This is a genomic window from Ferdinandcohnia jepli (assembly GCF_047246645.1).
Taxonomy (GTDB): Bacteria; Bacillota; Bacilli; order Bacillales; family Bacillaceae_L; genus Ferdinandcohnia.
On the sequence record NZ_JBFOKR010000007.1, the window covers coordinates 197,451 to 213,093 of the forward strand.

Below are 15,643 nucleotides of genomic sequence, written 5' to 3' on the forward strand. Positions count from 1 at the left end.
AATTTCATCTAATGAAAGATACTTTCCGAAAGGAGTAAACGAACCATGGATTTCTTTAATCGATTTGCAATTCCACATCCAAGTCCGGCAATTTATGCTTCGATGGTTGCAATTGGGCTTACCATGATTGCGATTGTTGCAGGTTTAACATATTTTAAAAAATGGGGTTATCTATGGCGTGAATGGTTAACTACTGTTGACCATAAGCGTATCGGGATTATGTATTTAATTTCGGCCCTATTGATGCTGTTCCGTGGTGGAGTAGACGCGATTATGATGCGTGCGCAGCTTGCTGTACCCGAGAACACGTTGCTTGATGCACAACACTATAATGAAGTATTTACAACACACGGAATTGTTATGATTATGTTCATGGCAATGCCTTTTATCATGGCATTAATGAACTATGTAGTACCATTACAAATTGGTGCGCGCGATGTAGCTTTTCCACGTCTAAATGCACTTAGCTTCTGGCTTTTCTTTGCAGGGGCAATGTTATTTAACATTTCATTTATAATTGGTGGCTCACCTGACGCAGGCTGGACATCATACTTCCCATTAGCAGGTACTGAATATAGTACATCCGTGGGTACGAACTATTATATGATTGCTCTTCAAATTTCCGGTATCGGTACACTGATGACAGGAATTAACTTTATTACGACCATTCTTAAAATGAGAGCACCAGGAATGACACTAATGAAAATGCCTATGTTCACATGGTCATCATTAATTACGAACGTCATTATTGTATTTGCATTCCCAGTATTAACAGTAGCACTTGCAATGGGAACGCTAGATCGTCTTTTTGCTACTAACTTCTTCACAACGGACAATGGTGGAATGGATATGCTTTGGGCAAACCTGTTCTGGGTTTGGGGACATCCTGAGGTATACATCTTAATTCTTCCGGCGTTCGGTATATATAGCGAAGTTTTCTCTACCTTCTCACGTCGTAATTTATACGGTTATAAATCAATGGTTGCTTCAATGGTAATCATTTCACTATTATCGTTCTTTGTATGGGCTCACCACTTCTTTACAATGGGGCAGGGAGCTTTTGCAAACAGTATATTCTCGATTACAACGATGGCAATTGCAGTACCAACTGGTGTTAAGCTCTTTAACTGGCTGTTAACACTCTGGAAAGGAAAAATTGTCATTACGACTCCAATGCTGTATGCACTACTATTTATTCCTACCTTCACAATTGGTGGAGTAACTGGGGTTATGTTAGGAATGTCAGCTGCAGACTATCAATATCACAATACAATGTTCTTAGTAGCTCACTTCCACATGGTTATTATTCCTGGTGTTGTGTTTGCTATGCTGGCGGGTCTCACATACTATTGGCCAAAAATGTTTGGCTTTATGTTGAATGAAAAAATTGGTAAGGCTGCAGCTTGGCTTATTTGTATGGGTACACTTGTTGCCTTTATGCCAATGTTCTTCTCTGGACTTGACGGTCAAGCTCGTCGCATGTACACGTATTCTGAATCCACAGGTTTTGGAATTTGGAATATGATTTCATTTGTTGGAGCAATTGGCCTGGCAGTCGGTTTTGTATTGATTGTTTATAATATTTACTACAGTACTCGCTATGCTTCAAGAGATATCGGCTCAGATCCTTGGGATGCACGTACTCTTGAGTGGTCAACTCATAGTCCAGTTCCAGAATACAACTTTGCGATTGTTCCTGATGTTTCTTCATCAGAAGCACTTTGGGATTCAAAGAAAAAAGGGCATGAACTGTTTAAAGGTGAATACAAAAAGATTCATATGCCAAACAATAGTGGTTTACCATTTATTCTGGGCTTTGTGATTTTCTTTGCCTGGGGATTCTCATTTGTATTTGGATTATGGATTCCACTAGTTATCGCAACTCTAGCCATCTTCGGATGTATGGCATATCGTTCATTCGAACAAGATCATGGCAGATATATTTCCGTAGAGGAAATTAAAAAAACAGAAACTAAATTGGGAGGTAATCAAAAATGAAAATAGATCACTCTCTCCCTCTTGAATACAGCACAGAAGAAAACCAACTGAAGATCCTCGGTTTTTGGATCTTCCTTGGTGCAGAAATAATGTTATTTGCAACGTTGTTTGCATCTTATTTCGTATTATTTAATAGAACAGGTAATGGACCATCTGGTGCAGAAATCTTTGAAATCACACCGGTGTTAATTGAGACGCTATTACTTTTAACAAGTAGTTTTACTATTGGTTTAGCGATTCACGCGATGCGAATTGGTAACAAAAAAGCAATGCTTACTTTCTTTGGAATTACACTCCTTCTAGGACTTTCCTTCTTAGGAGTAGAGATATATGAGTTTGTTCATTATGTACACGTAGGGGCAGGCATACAAACGAGTGCATTTACATCAATCCTTTTAACGACATTAGGTACACATGGTGCGCACGTAACACTTGGTTTGTTCTGGGGACTCTTTATAATGCTACAGATTAAAAAGCATGGATTAACTCCAGCAACTACAAATAAATCATTCATTTTCTCTCTTTATTGGCACTTTCTAGATGTTGTCTGGATCTTTATCTTCAGCTTCATCTACCTGAAAGGAATGATGTAAGATGAAAGAATTATTTCCACGAAAACAGGTCATGGGATTTATTTTCTCACTTGTCCTGACAGCTGTGGCACTAGCAGTTTACTTTTTTGAACTGTCCTTTGCAGTAGGAATGACAATTCTCTTGGTAACAGCCTTCATTCAAGCTGCCGTTCAGTTAGTGTTATTTATGCACGCTGGCGAAACAGATGATAAACATTCAATTTATACGAATATTTATTACGGAGTCATTATCGGGTTAGTAACCATTTTTGGTACACTTTTAACCATGGTTTGGGGCTACGTTTAAAATAAAGAAGGAGCGCTACGGTAGCGCTCCTTTTTATGTTTAAGAAAGTATAAAAATTTTAACCGAGTTTTCGGTGTCTAGCTCCAGCGCCTAGCCAGTTTTCCTACCAGAATAAGCTTCTTCGAGTATCTTGCGCAAAAGCTTTGCTTTTAAGCAGCGAGAGGTCGCTTCACCCCTCCTGCGGCGGCAACACTAAGGAATGCTGCGTGAGCATAAGCCTCGCAGAAAAAATGCTTTAGCATTTTTTAGAGCCTCCTCGTCAGGGTTCCAGCGCTTGTCGGACTTGCACAGGATGTGCTGACGTTGACGTTCCCACAGGACGTGGCGGTACTTAGTCGACGTACCTCTTTGAAGGCGCTTGTGCTTTTCTTATTTTACTTATAGTTTTTTTCAAGCATTTCCTCTGTTACTACAAAGAAAACTCCCATTAGGAAAATAAATACTGCTCCAACAACTGTTCCAATTCCAAGCGGAGTTAAAATACTGTAACCGCTTACGGATAATCCTAGAATAAAAAGTACAGTCCCCAGGATAAACAGGGCACCACCGATAAATTTACATGCATTGAGTAATTTCACTTTCGATTCCATTCATTTCACCCCACCTTATAGAGGATGTTCAAAAAGTCAAATCAAACTTTTTGAGTTCTTACTATATATTATTCACTTTGTTCACAAAATCGTCAAACTTTTTTTAGTTTTTTTGTAGACTTTTTCAAAAAGACGTAATAGCTCCCAAATCACGATTCGTTTCTTCATAATTTAACACCAGTTCTTAAGAAATTCTTCAGATTTATCCTACTTAATTGTTAAAAATGATTTTCTACAATAATGCTAGAAAAGGGAGTAAAAGGAAAGGTGTTATCTATGAAAATACATATTACTAGTTTGAGAGAAAAAAGCACGGGGCTTAAAAATAATTATAAAAAAGCACGTGACCCATATATCGACAATGCCCGGTTTACGCTGATCGTACTCGTCGTTTTTGGTCATTTGGTTAGCCCAATGAAGGGGGAGAGTGAGGCGATTTATTTAGTAAATAATTTACTAGCGTCTTTTCGGATGCCAGCTCTTATCATGTTGACAGGTATGTTTGCAAAAAGTTTTTATAAGGAAGGGTATATTGAAAAAATAACAACAAAACTTTTCGTGCCTTATTTACTATTCCAGGTATTTTATTTATTTCTAAATCATTATTTAACAAACTATAGCTTTTCTTCTTTCGACTGGTTCAAGCCATTTATGGGAATGTGGTTTTTACTAAGTGTATATTATTGGAATCTACTGTTGTTTGTTTTTACAAGACTAAAGCAGCCTATCCTAATTGCAGTCTTCCTTGGAGTTGCTGTAGGGTACATGGATAGTGGGTTTGAAAGTTATAATTTGATGAGAACATTTGTGTTTTTTCCGTTCTTTTTGCTAGGTTTCTATTTAAATAAAGAGTTATTAACGACTTTTAAAAAGCCATCTTTCAAACTAATTTCAATAGGATTATTCCTGCTTATAATAGCTGTAATGAAGATTACGGGACTGGAAGTATCAAGGGGGCTATTATTAGGAAAACAAGCGTATGAAACAATTGGTCTCGGTATAATAGAAGGTTCTCTTCTAAGAATCTTGTTTTATATCATTATGGTATTCGGAATTGCAGTCTTTCTACCATGGATAAGTTCCAGTGAAAGATGGTATACAAATTACGGATCAAAAACAGCCTATATCTACTTGTTTCATTTTGTATTAATCAAATTCTTACAAATAATGGGGATATATGTTGATGCCAGCCCGTTGTTGGTGGTAGTAGCTCCGGTGATAGCGCTAGTAGTATCAGTCTTGCTAGCATCAAGGCCGGTTATCCTAGTTACAAAACCGTTAGTTGAAGGTACAATCGTAAAAATCATAAAAGAAAAAGGGTCACATGTGATAAAAAATGGAGCGGCAACACTTAAAACAAAAATTTTAAGAAATTCTTCAGAAATTACCTATCTAGTTTTTAAAAAATAAAGGCTATATTATTGGTAATCTTTGGTGCTATAATTTAGTCGATTGAAGAGAATGTTAAGTAACTTTGTTGCTTTAAAAATCTCTGTAAACATATATAGTTAATTAATTTGTTCGCAGGGTGATTGGAGCGCATGGCACGAGACTCCTGCGGGAAAAGCGTGACCAGGTGAGACCCCGCAGGAGCGTAGCGACGAGGAGGCTCACGGTCCGCCCGCGGAAAGCGAGTGCCAGGAGCGGAAATCACTATCTATACCTTCACACTCAAAGTACTACTAGAAATAAGCCTTTGAAACAGATGTTTCCAATAGGAGGAAATCGTATGAACAATTACCACGTTCTTGTTGTGGATGATGAAAAAGAAATAAGAGATGCGATTGAAATATATTTAAAGAACGAAGGTTTAACTGTCTACAAAGCAAAGGATGGAATTGAAGCGATCGATGCCTTACATACACACGAAATTCACTTAATTATCATGGATATTATGATGCCGCGGTTAGATGGAATTGCAACTACATATAGAATCAGAGAAGAAAAAAACATTCCAATTATTATGCTAAGTGCAAAAAGTGAAGACACAGATAAGATATTAGGACTTCAAATTGGAGCGGATGACTACGTTACAAAGCCTTTTAATCCAGTTGAATTAATTGCTAGAGTAAAGTCGCAGCTTAGGAGATATGTGACACTTGGAACATATGAAGGAAAAGCTAAGGTCATAGATTTACATGGTTTAACCCTTGACCAAACTGCTAAACACGTTGCTATCAATGGTGAAGAAGTAAAACTCACACCAATTGAATATCGAATTGTTGAATTATTAATGGTTAATGCAGGACGGGTTTTTTCAATCTCAGAAATATATGAGCGTGTATGGAAGGAACCGGGATTTAATGCAGAAAATACGGTTGCTGTCCATATAAGAAAAATTCGTGAAAAAATAGAAATTGATCCTAAAAATCCAAGGTATCTGAAAGTGGTGTGGGGAATTGGCTACAAAATGGAAAAATAGTATATGGTTACTAACTAGTTTATTAGTTACGTTCGGATTAATTGGTGGTAGTGTTCTAGTAAATAATGCAAATCAGTATTTATTTGTTGACTATTTTGAAACAAATAACTTTAACCATGAACGTAATGAAATTTGGCACTATATAAGCAAATATGAAATTTATGATATTCCTTTTGAAGAAGCACATAGTAATTTAATCGTAACAAAGGGTGAAATAGATGTAGCTCGTTCGAAGCTTAGTGACTTGTCAGATCAATTAGAACTGATAAATAATGAATACAACTACGGAATAGAGGAAGCAAAACAAGCTGGAGAAACTGAAAAAGCAGAAAAGCTTACAGTGGAACGTGATAAAGAATTAGAAAAAATGAGATCTTATTTTGAAGATGATGAATATACAAAGGACCAACTTTTAAAGGAAAAAGAGAAAGAGCTGGACGCTTATTACGAAGAACTAGAAAATATGGAAAATGTCTATGAAGAGTATAAACAGTTCTTTGCTTTTTATTTAAAAGATAAGGAGACTGGAGAAATTTATACAAATCTTTCAGGTAAGGATGAGAAGTATTTCACAGAAGAAACTATGTTATTTATAGAAGACTGGGATTATATACTAACTCCAATTGGTCCACCAGGAGTCTCACTAGAGGAGAAAAAGCTCGTTGGTAAGCTGGGAGTTAAAAAAGACGTTTCTGAATCGGTTATGTCACATAGCTATCTGGAATTCCTTAAAAACCAGAAAGTTTTTTATGGTTTAGCGATAGGTGGAATTATTGCATTACTAGCAGGTTTGTTTCTCTTTACAAAGATGAAAATTAAAGAAATAAGAATTGCGAAAAGATTTATTCCAATTGATATTAATACAGTATTGGTTGTAATTTTAGGAGTTGTTTCTTTTTTAGTTCTCTGGGATTCTAAGGATATATTTTTTTATATTAGCAGTAAAAGAAAATTACTTTTCAATTTTACTATCTTACTAGTTTTGGTTGGGTTTACTTTACTTTTCCTAAAACTAATCCAAAATAGATTAAATGACAAAGAAAATCGGAAAGCCGATTTCCAAAACAGTCTACTTTATAAAGGATATAAAGCGATTAGTGAAGCCTTTTTAAATAGAAGTATTGGCGTACAGACTCTCCTCTTGTTGAGTGTGATCATAGCATTTGTTCCAGGAGGGTTCTTTTTAGCAAACCGATGGTATAACTCACCATTGCAAAATTTCATTTTACTATTACTTATATTTATTCCTGTTGCTGTTCCAATCATCTATTTAATCTTAAAACGTGCAGGATATTTTAACATCATTCTTAAACACACTTCTGAACTAGTTGAGGGTAATCTTGCTCCTGATTTAGTTGTTAAAGGAAATTCACCGTTAGCTACTCTTGCAGCCAATATTAATGAACTCAAGTCTGGAGTAGAGTTTTCTCAAAGAGAGCAACTGAAGAGTGAACGTTTAAAAACAGAGTTAATAACGAATGTGAGTCATGATCTTCGCACTCCGTTAACATCTATCATTTCGTATTCCGAGCTTCTAAAAAAGCCTGGACTTAGTGAAGAAGAACGTATTTCCTATATAGAAATCATTGACCGTAAATCAAAAAGACTTAAGTTTTTAATAGAAGATTTATTTGAAGCATCAAAAATGGCGAGTGGAAATATTGAATTAGAAAAAACAAGGATAGATTTAAATCAACTACTAGAACAGGCACTTGCAGAGCATGAAGAAAAGATAAAAGATTCATCTCTTCAATTTCGTGTTTCTAATTCTGGCGTCCCTGTTTATGCAAATATTGATGGGCAAAAGGTGTGGCGAGTTTTCGATAACTTGATAGGAAATATTCTTAAATACTCGCTAGAACATACACGGGTTTATATACAAGTGAAAGAGGAAAAAGGTAAAGCGATTATTACATTTAAGAACGTTACCAAGTATGAACTTGGAGAAAATGTAGATGAATTATTTGAACGCTTTAAACGAGGGGATACATCTCGTCATACAGAAGGGTCCGGCTTAGGTCTGGCAATCGCTAAATCTATTGTCGATCTTCACGGAGGTAATATGGATATTGGACTTGACGGAGATTTGTTCAAGGTAACAGTACAGTTTGATTCTGTACAGTGAAAAGTATAATTTCTTGGCCCTATGTTAGCATAGGGCCTTTTAGGGGGAAGAGAATAATGTTAATTGAAAATTATAAAGTATACACATTACAAGAACGCCCTGAACTAGTAACTGGAATGAACTCACTACATTCAGCAGGATGGGCAAAGTTTATGCTATTTGATGAAGTGGCGGAAAAGTATTTTGGCGAATTACCAAAAATATTTCCAGCCTATCAATTTGTTTTAGTAAATGAGCAAGATAAAGTAATTGCTTGTGGAAATTCAATTCCCTTTCGATGGGACGGAAATGTAGATGACCTACCGGGTGGCTGGGATGACGTCTTGGCAAGAGGAGTACAGGAACACAATAAAGGATTAAGTCCAAATGCGGTTTCAGCAATTGCGATAGTAGTTGATCCAGACCTACGGGGTAAGAAAATTAGTGATTTTATGGTACATACTATGAAGGATTTAGTTAGAAACACTGGCATTAAACAAATGGTAGCTCCTGTTCGCCCGTCCCTCAAGCATAAGTATCCACTTATCCCAATGGAGAAATATGCAAATTGGATAAGGGATGATGAAGCGCCTTTTGACCCTTGGTTAAGAATTCATTGGAAATCTAAAGCAGAGATAGTGAGAGTGGCTAGTGAATCGATGATTATTAGAGGAACAGTAGAACAATGGGAGAGCTGGGTAGGGATGAAATTTCCTGAAAGCGGGTCATATATTATTCCGGCTGGCCTAGTACCAGTTGAAATGAATATAGAAGAAAACATTGGAACTTATGTAGAACCGAATGTATGGATGAAACATGAGTTATAAGAGAGCACCACTTGCATTTTCCATCTATAAAAAGGGTACGTTAAGATGAAGTCGTCAGATGAGCATTTTTAACTTAGTCTGTGGTACGATAATGGAAACCAAGATAGAAGAGGTGTTTTAGAATGAAAATTGAAGTATGGTCAGATTTTGTATGTCCATTTTGTTATATAGGAAAACGTCGTTTGGAAGAGGCTCTTGCGCAGTTTCCAAATCGAGATCAAGTAGAGGTTGAGTTTAAAAGTTTTGAACTAGACCCAAATGCACAATTGTATTCTGGTAAAAATATTCATGAAGCTCTTGCTTCCAAGTACGGCGTAACTGTTGAAGAAGCAAAACGCATGAACAGTAGTGTTGGTCAGCAAGCACAAACTGTTGGGTTGAACTTTAACTTTGAAGAGATGAAACCCACCAATACATTTGATGCACATCGCTTAGCGAAATATGCACAAACAGTAGGTAAAGAAAAAGAAATGACAGAACAACTTCTACATTCCTACTTTGAAGAGTCTAAGTTAATCAGTGACCATGGGATCTTAACTGAAATCGCTGTTTCTTTAGGATTAGACCGTGAAGAAGTGCAAAAGGTATTAGAGGATAAAACAAAATTTTCAAATGATGTCCGTCTTGATGAAGCTTTTGCACAACAAATTGGAGTTACAGGAGTGCCATTTTTTGTGATTAATCAAAAATACTCTATTTCGGGTGCTCAGCCTACTTCAACTTTCCTTGGTGCATTACAACAAGTATGGAAAGAAGAAGCTCCGGCTCCAAAATTACAGGACTTATCAGGTGATGGCGCTGCAGATGCAGCATGTACGGATGATAGTTGTGCTATACCTCAAGATAAATAAAAATACGATAGATGTAAGTGCAAAGCAGGGTGCTTTGCACTTTTTGTATTTCTAGATTTAACATGGGTGATAGAAGAGTCGAGTTTTCCTTTTAATAGAGGAATTTTGTCGCAAATTGAGGAATATATAGTAGGGAAGAAGATAAAAAGGGGTGTTACTTATTACTTTTCAGTTCGAATTTCCGTTTGATTTAGTCTCCCTGTTAACAGTAATTGTTGGATGGGGAGTTATAGTTTTTTTTGCAAATAGAAAATATACTAAACTAGAAATAAAGCCAAGTATATGGAAGGTTATAGTTGTTTTACTATTTGGCCTTTTTACATTTTCTATTAATGTAAATATGTTTGAGACGATCATTAAAATTCCGATACTACCACTTGGAGCGTGGATATTATTTGCTGTTTTACAAGGTAGAGGGCGATGGGAAACATACCGTTCTTTTGCATGGTTAGGTTTTTTTTCAAACTTTCTGTTCCTTGCTTTAACCTTACTTACCTTAGGAATACAGCATGTTGCTTATCCACCTGATCATATAGAAACATATATATCAAACGTTGAAGGTGCAACTATTGTGAATCTACATCCTTCCGCAAAAGATACAGTTCTAGACAAGGAAAAAATGAACTCACAGCTTTCAACAATGAAAATTGATATGATTTATAGCGATAAATGGTATGAAGAAACGTATATGAACGGTGATGTGAATCAAAGAACAGAACGTTTTCCTTATCAACTTCTAGGAGTGAAGGGGAAATGGGGAAGTGGTGTACCAACAACTATTTTTATTGAAGATGACGGCAAGGGATTACTTATTTCAACACCACAAAAGCAATATTACTTCCGCTCAAAAGAGGAATTTGTAAGGGGGGCGAGCGAGTGATAACAAAGAAAAAAGTCTTATGGTTGGTTGGAATCATTTTACTAGTTGGTGTTGCGAGTTTTATGTATTACTATTACATGGCAAAACCTAGTGGCTTTTTATCTGAGCGTGAAATGCTTATAGAGTTAAATAGATATTCACTAAATAGTAACGCCACGGAGATTATCGAAAAAGTTCAAATTGATGATGAGCATATGTTTGTTCCTTTTAAAGCTAGTGATAATAGCTACGGAACTAGTTTATGGATGTGGACTCAACATGAATGGAAGCTTGTTGCGGATAGTACATCTGGAGGTCCGGAAATTTGGAAAATTGATAGTAACGATCCAAGTAGCTATGTTTTATTCTGGAATATACATCCAGATGACCAAATTAGCCATGGAGATTTTTATGCAATAAGAGACCGTAACTATCATATTACTGAAGGGGAGCATACATATTATCCAAGAATACAAATGCAAACAACAATTTCTTTTGAGAAAACGCCATATGGAATCATGAAACTCCCGAAAGAATGGAGTACGGTAATGGAAGAATCAGCAAAGCTACAACAAGCTATACAGCCAGATGGCTTTTCCCCTAACTTTTTCCCAGTTAATCAAGACGTATATTTTGGTTGGATTCCTTATAATCAATCGAATGAAGAAGTACGAGCAGGAAAAACTCATGTAGGTGGAGGTTCTTCGAGCGTAGATTTAGCTTATGTAAGAACTTTAAATAAAGTTGATGAACTGGAATTTATAAATGTGGAAGATGATAGGTAGGAGTAGAGTACCCTATGAGTGGGTACTCTTTTTTACATATACTCTTTAATAAATCTCTCAATCTCTGTGCTCATCTTATCCCAATCATAGGATGAATTATCATAGTGAAGCTTTGAAAATGGAAATGAAGCTAGCAGTAAAGCCTCAGTTTCTTTTCGATAGTCTAAATATGCTATTACACCATCGTATCCATTCAAACCTCGATTCTTACCAAAACTTTGTTGTGTATAATACCAAGTGATAAAATCAAACCAGTCCTGACTTCGTTCTTTTCGTATTCGATCAATTGTTTCCTCCGTATTTGACTGATTAATCGTAATTAAAACTGGGTTCAATGATGTAAGTATTTCGGTGAACTTTGAGTAAAAGTCACTAATTTCTGGATATGGTCGATCATCCCTTGCAGTTAATACACAAAGGGGATTCTGCAGAAACGCACACTCGAATATATAAACAGTGTCATCATTTTTCGCTTTTTCAGCAAACTCTTCCCAACGCTCTAATATAACGTCACAATAAGTTTCCAATGGAAGATTATATACGTCGTTAGAACCTAGTTCTTGAAGTAGAGCTTCCGGCAAACCCACTGCCTCAGTACTCATTTTCCCATATGGTATAAACGAGAAAGACTTTTTCTTGGTTACATAAGATTCTATGATATCTTTACCTTCACTATACTTCTCTAGCAGACTATTATAGTGGTCCTCACTCAAACATGCTGTTGATTCATAGTCTGCAGGATGGTTTGCATTTCCTTCAAGAAAGAGTTGGTTTTTAACATTTATGCTTGTGAGTAATTCACTTACTTTTTTAGCTGTCGTAGTTTTGCCGGAACCAGGAATACCTTCAATCATTATCAATTTAGAGTTCATAATTGCCTCCGTTTTATGTCGATAGAATAATAGTAGAGTTATATCCAAAATTTCACAAGTAATTTTGGTTACATTTTCTTCTAATTTCACTCGTAAAACGGAAGGTAGTTGGAGTATAATAATATTTGTTAAAAATCACTTATATGAGGTGTAATGGGTTTTAGTCTTATGATAGTTGGAGAAACCTGTTGATTTCATTATAATAGTTTTTGTATATTCGAAACATGAAAGTGAGTGTTCAAATATGGGCCGTAAATGGAACAATATTAAAGAAAAGAAAGCTTCTAAGGATGCGAATACAAGTCGTATTTATGCGAAGTTCGGACGCGAAATATATGTTGCAGCAAAACAAGGTGAGCCCGATCCAGAGCTTAACCAACATCTAAAAATGGTGCTAGAGCGCGCTAAAACATACAATGTACCAAAAGCTATTATCGATCGTGCAATTGAAAAAGCTAAAGGCGGTTCAGATGAAAACTATGATGAACTTCGTTATGAAGGCTTCGGTCCAAACGGATCAATGGTTATCGTAGATGCTTTAACGAACAATGTTAACCGTACAGCATCTGAAGTTCGTGCGGCATTTGGTAAGAACGGTGGGAACATGGGCGTAAGTGGATCTGTAGCTTACATGTTTGATGCAACGGCTGTTATTGGTGTTGAAGGCAAAACGGCTGATGATGTTCTTGAATTACTAATGGAAGCAGATGTTGATGTACGTGATATCCTTGAAGAAGAAGATTCAGTCATTGTATATGCAGAGCCAGAACAATTTCATGCGGTGCAAGAAGCATTCAAAGGTGCAGGTGTAACAGAATTTACTGTAGCCGAATTAACAATGCTTGCACAAAATGATGTAACACTTCCAGAAGATGCACAAGCAAAGTTTGAAAAAATGATTGATGCTTTAGAAGATTTAGAAGATGTTCGTCAAGTGTATCATAATGTTGATTTAGGTGAATAAAGTTGATAAAGTGGACCATTTGTGGGTCTGCTTTTTTTTATGAGCAGATAATTGAAACTTTTATGATATTTCAAGCGTATTGTTAGTATGAAGTTTTAAGGGGGAATCAAGATGTATCCTGGAGATTTTATGTTTAGTGTGATACCGATTTTCATTGGGATTGTTTTTATTATCGTTATAGGTGCAATTATTATTAACGTTGGAAAGGGTATCACTCAATGGCAGAAAAATGAGGCATCACCACGTCTTACTGTACCAGCCATTGTAAAGACAAAGCGTACACATACTAGTAGACATACCCATAACCACGGAGGTCATCATAGTCATTCGACTCATACTCAGTACTTTGTAACATTTGAGTATGAGAGCGGGGATCGCTCTGAGTTTAAGGTTACCGATAAGGAATTTGGTCTTCTTGCAGAAGGAGACATGGGGAAACTCAGTTTTCAAGGAACTAGATATTTAGGTTTTGAGAGATTTTCAAATTAGGATCTTATAGGTTTGAATGGATCAATTATTTACTGTGAATTCTCGCTAAAAATCGTAAATTTCGATTAAAAACCGTAAATCTCATTTAAAAACCATAAATTCAATTTAAAAACCGTATTTTCAATTTAAAAACCATAAATCTCTTGTAAAAACCATAAATCCAAATTATCATGCAAAACGCTTTAATCTAGTAACCTAAAAACAATGTTTTTAGCAAATTAGTAGTATAACACAATCCGGAACGCCTAAATATAGTAGCGAACTCCTCCAAATATAGAGGATTTTGTCGCTTTTTCTAGAATAATAGGAATTAGAACACTGAAATGGAGGATGAAGAATGACAGTTGAACAATTTTTAGAGGAACAAAATAAAGCGGTCCAAGAATTACATAAATATGGTGCTGAAGCTTCTTGGATGGCAGCAACAACTGGAGAAGAAGAGTGGAACCAAAAGGCTGCAGAGGCCGAAACAGCATACAATTTGTATTTCTCAAATTCTGAGCGTTTCGAAAAGGTAAAAGCATACCTTGAGGAAGTGGTAGACCCTGTACAAAAACGTCAGCTTCAACTCCTTTATTCCAATATGGTTGAAAACCAATTATCAGAAGAAACATTAACAGAAATGGTACAGTTATCGACAGAGTTAATTGGCGTTTTTAATACATACCGTGCTACTTTAAATGGAAAGACTGTTTCAGAGAATGATATTCGTCAAATCCTAATTAAAAGTAATGATTTAGAGGAACGTGAGCAAGCGTGGCATGCAAGTAAACAAATTGCAAAAGAAGTAGAAGAAAAGCTACTTACACTTGTGAAAAAACGTAATGCAGCTGCACAATCACTTGGATATGATAATTTTCACCAAATGAGTTTTGAATTACAGGAACTTGACCGAGATGAAGTTTTCACTATTTTTACAAAACTAAAGGAAATCTCCGATGAGCCTTTCCGTCAGGTGAAACAGGAAATGGATGAGGAGCTTGCTGAGCGCTTTGGTATTGCTGTAGATGAATTACGTCCATGGCATTATGCTGACCCTTTCTTTCAGGAGGCACCACCTTCAAAAGATCTGGACCTAGACCCGTTCTATGAAGGAAGAAATCTAGAAGACTTAACATCTGAAACATTCACTAAAATGGGTATGGATATTTCTGATATGCTTCAGAAGAGTGATTTGTATCCACGAGATAAAAAAAATCAGCATGCTTTTTGTACAGACATTGATCGTGAAGGTGATGTACGCGTCTTAAGTAATAACATTCCTTCTGATTATTGGTCTGCAACAATGCTACATGAATACGGTCATGCGGTTTACTTTAAATATATTGATCGGTCACTTCCGTTCTTGCTGCGTAGCCCTGCGCATACGCTAACAACTGAAGCTATTGCCATGCTTTATGGACGCTTTGCGAAAAATCCAGCATGGTTGCAGCAATTCCTTGGTTTAGAAGAGGGCCAAGTCGAAGAAATTACTCCATTGATTGAAAAGTCATTGCGTCGCCAAATGTTAATCGCAGGCCGTTGGATTATGACTTTTTCATTCTTTGAACGTGAATTATACAAAAACCCGGATCAGGATTTAAATGCTTTATGGTGGAAAATTGTAAATGAAGTTCAATTTGTGACACCACCAGAGAACCAAGACTATCCTCATTGGGCAGCAAAAATACACTTTACATTAGTTCCGGTTTACTACCAAAACTATTTACTTGGAGAGTTAACGACTTCTCAACTTCAACGTTATATCGAGACAAATATCTCGACAGATTTATTTACTGAAAAGGTTGGGGATTTCCTCTTAAATGACTTCTTCAAACCAGGAGCATTATATGCTTGGAATGAAAAAATAGAAAAAGCAACAGGAGAGAAGCTAAATCCACAGCATTTCTTAGATCAGTTTGTAAACGTTTGATATACACCTGAAGAAAAAATGAGAGAGTCTTATCTCTCATTTTTTTGCTTATTGGTAAGCAAGCGCAACTATGTATGGTGTCGCCAAATGT

Annotated in this window: 15 protein-coding genes; 13 read left to right on the top strand and 2 right to left on the bottom strand. The window is 36.3% G+C overall.

Features of this window, described 5'->3' with window-relative positions; genetic code table 11:
* Positions 1 to 45: 45 nt before the first annotated feature.
* Genes qoxB through qoxD form a run of 3 tightly spaced genes read left to right on the top strand, consistent with a single transcriptional unit; the run spans position 46 to position 2,877 of the window.
* The gene (gene qoxB / locus AB3M96_RS09460; protein WP_412967347.1) at positions 46 to 1,998 is read left to right on the top strand and encodes a cytochrome aa3 quinol oxidase subunit I; all 1,953 of its coding nucleotides are present in this window, start codon (positions 46 to 48) and stop codon (positions 1,996 to 1,998) included.
* The gene (qoxC, locus tag AB3M96_RS09465; RefSeq protein WP_412967348.1) at positions 1,995 to 2,591 is read left to right on the top strand and encodes a cytochrome aa3 quinol oxidase subunit III; all 597 of its coding nucleotides are present in this window, start codon (positions 1,995 to 1,997) and stop codon (positions 2,589 to 2,591) included. The genes qoxB and qoxC overlap by 4 nt, the downstream gene beginning before the upstream one ends.
* A gap of 1 nt (position 2,592) precedes the next feature.
* Positions 2,593 to 2,877 (top strand): cytochrome aa3 quinol oxidase subunit IV, encoded by a 285-nt coding sequence (gene qoxD / locus AB3M96_RS09470; protein WP_412967349.1) that lies wholly within the window; start codon positions 2,593 to 2,595, stop codon positions 2,875 to 2,877.
* A 374-nt stretch (positions 2,878 to 3,251) separates the two neighbouring features.
* On the opposite strand, the gene AB3M96_RS09475 is transcribed toward qoxD, so the two are convergent.
* A complete protein-coding gene (locus tag AB3M96_RS09475; RefSeq protein WP_412967350.1) occupies positions 3,252 to 3,467 on the bottom strand; it encodes a hypothetical protein in 216 nt (71 codons plus the stop codon).
* A gap of 276 nt (positions 3,468 to 3,743) precedes the next feature.
* On the opposite strand from AB3M96_RS09475, the gene AB3M96_RS09480 reads away from it, so the two are divergent.
* The 7 genes from AB3M96_RS09480 to AB3M96_RS09510 all read left to right on the top strand — a co-directional run bounded on the left by AB3M96_RS09480 (position 3,744) and on the right by AB3M96_RS09510 (position 11,315).
* Complete coding sequence (locus tag AB3M96_RS09480; RefSeq protein ID WP_412967351.1) at positions 3,744 to 4,877, top strand: acyltransferase family protein; 1,134 nt, start codon at positions 3,744 to 3,746, stop codon at positions 4,875 to 4,877.
* A 319-nt stretch (positions 4,878 to 5,196) separates the two neighbouring features.
* Positions 5,197 to 5,889, top strand: coding sequence for a response regulator transcription factor (locus tag AB3M96_RS09485; RefSeq protein WP_412967352.1), 693 nt, complete (start codon positions 5,197 to 5,199; stop codon positions 5,887 to 5,889).
* Positions 5,867 to 8,014 carry a sensor histidine kinase gene (locus tag AB3M96_RS09490; RefSeq protein ID WP_412967353.1) on the top strand — a complete coding sequence of 716 codons (2,148 nt, stop codon included), beginning with the start codon at positions 5,867 to 5,869 and terminating at the stop codon, positions 8,012 to 8,014. The genes AB3M96_RS09485 and AB3M96_RS09490 overlap by 23 nt, the downstream gene beginning before the upstream one ends.
* A gap of 56 nt (positions 8,015 to 8,070) precedes the next feature.
* Entirely contained in the window at positions 8,071 to 8,820 is a 750-nt protein-coding gene (locus AB3M96_RS09495) for a GNAT family N-acetyltransferase (RefSeq protein ID WP_412967354.1), read from the top strand.
* Positions 8,821 to 8,942: 122 nt separating this feature from the next.
* The gene (locus AB3M96_RS09500) at positions 8,943 to 9,671 is read left to right on the top strand and encodes a DsbA family oxidoreductase (RefSeq protein WP_412967355.1); all 729 of its coding nucleotides are present in this window, start codon (positions 8,943 to 8,945) and stop codon (positions 9,669 to 9,671) included.
* Between the two features lie 151 nt (positions 9,672 to 9,822).
* Complete coding sequence (locus AB3M96_RS09505; protein ID WP_412967356.1) at positions 9,823 to 10,551, top strand: hypothetical protein; 729 nt, start codon at positions 9,823 to 9,825, stop codon at positions 10,549 to 10,551.
* Positions 10,548 to 11,315, top strand: coding sequence for a hypothetical protein (locus tag AB3M96_RS09510; RefSeq protein WP_412967357.1), 768 nt, complete (start codon positions 10,548 to 10,550; stop codon positions 11,313 to 11,315). Before AB3M96_RS09505 ends, AB3M96_RS09510 begins: the two co-directional genes overlap by 4 nt.
* Positions 11,316 to 11,347: 32 nt before the next feature.
* On the opposite strand, the gene AB3M96_RS09515 is transcribed toward AB3M96_RS09510, so the two are convergent.
* Positions 11,348 to 12,187, bottom strand: coding sequence for a P-loop NTPase family protein (locus AB3M96_RS09515; protein WP_412967358.1), 840 nt, complete (start codon positions 12,185 to 12,187; stop codon positions 11,348 to 11,350).
* A gap of 244 nt (positions 12,188 to 12,431) precedes the next feature.
* Here AB3M96_RS09515 and AB3M96_RS09520 point away from each other — a divergent pair, with 244 nt between their 5' ends.
* The 3 genes from AB3M96_RS09520 (at position 12,432) to AB3M96_RS09530 (ending at position 15,552) form a co-directional block, all read left to right on the top strand.
* The gene (locus tag AB3M96_RS09520; protein ID WP_412967359.1) at positions 12,432 to 13,151 is read left to right on the top strand and encodes a YebC/PmpR family DNA-binding transcriptional regulator; all 720 of its coding nucleotides are present in this window, start codon (positions 12,432 to 12,434) and stop codon (positions 13,149 to 13,151) included.
* Between the two features lie 111 nt (positions 13,152 to 13,262).
* The gene (locus tag AB3M96_RS09525; protein ID WP_412967360.1) at positions 13,263 to 13,640 is read left to right on the top strand and encodes a DUF2500 domain-containing protein; all 378 of its coding nucleotides are present in this window, start codon (positions 13,263 to 13,265) and stop codon (positions 13,638 to 13,640) included.
* Positions 13,641 to 13,977: 337 nt separating this feature from the next.
* The gene (locus AB3M96_RS09530) at positions 13,978 to 15,552 is read left to right on the top strand and encodes a M2 family metallopeptidase (RefSeq protein WP_412967361.1); all 1,575 of its coding nucleotides are present in this window, start codon (positions 13,978 to 13,980) and stop codon (positions 15,550 to 15,552) included.
* Positions 15,553 to 15,643: the final 91 nt, after the last annotated feature.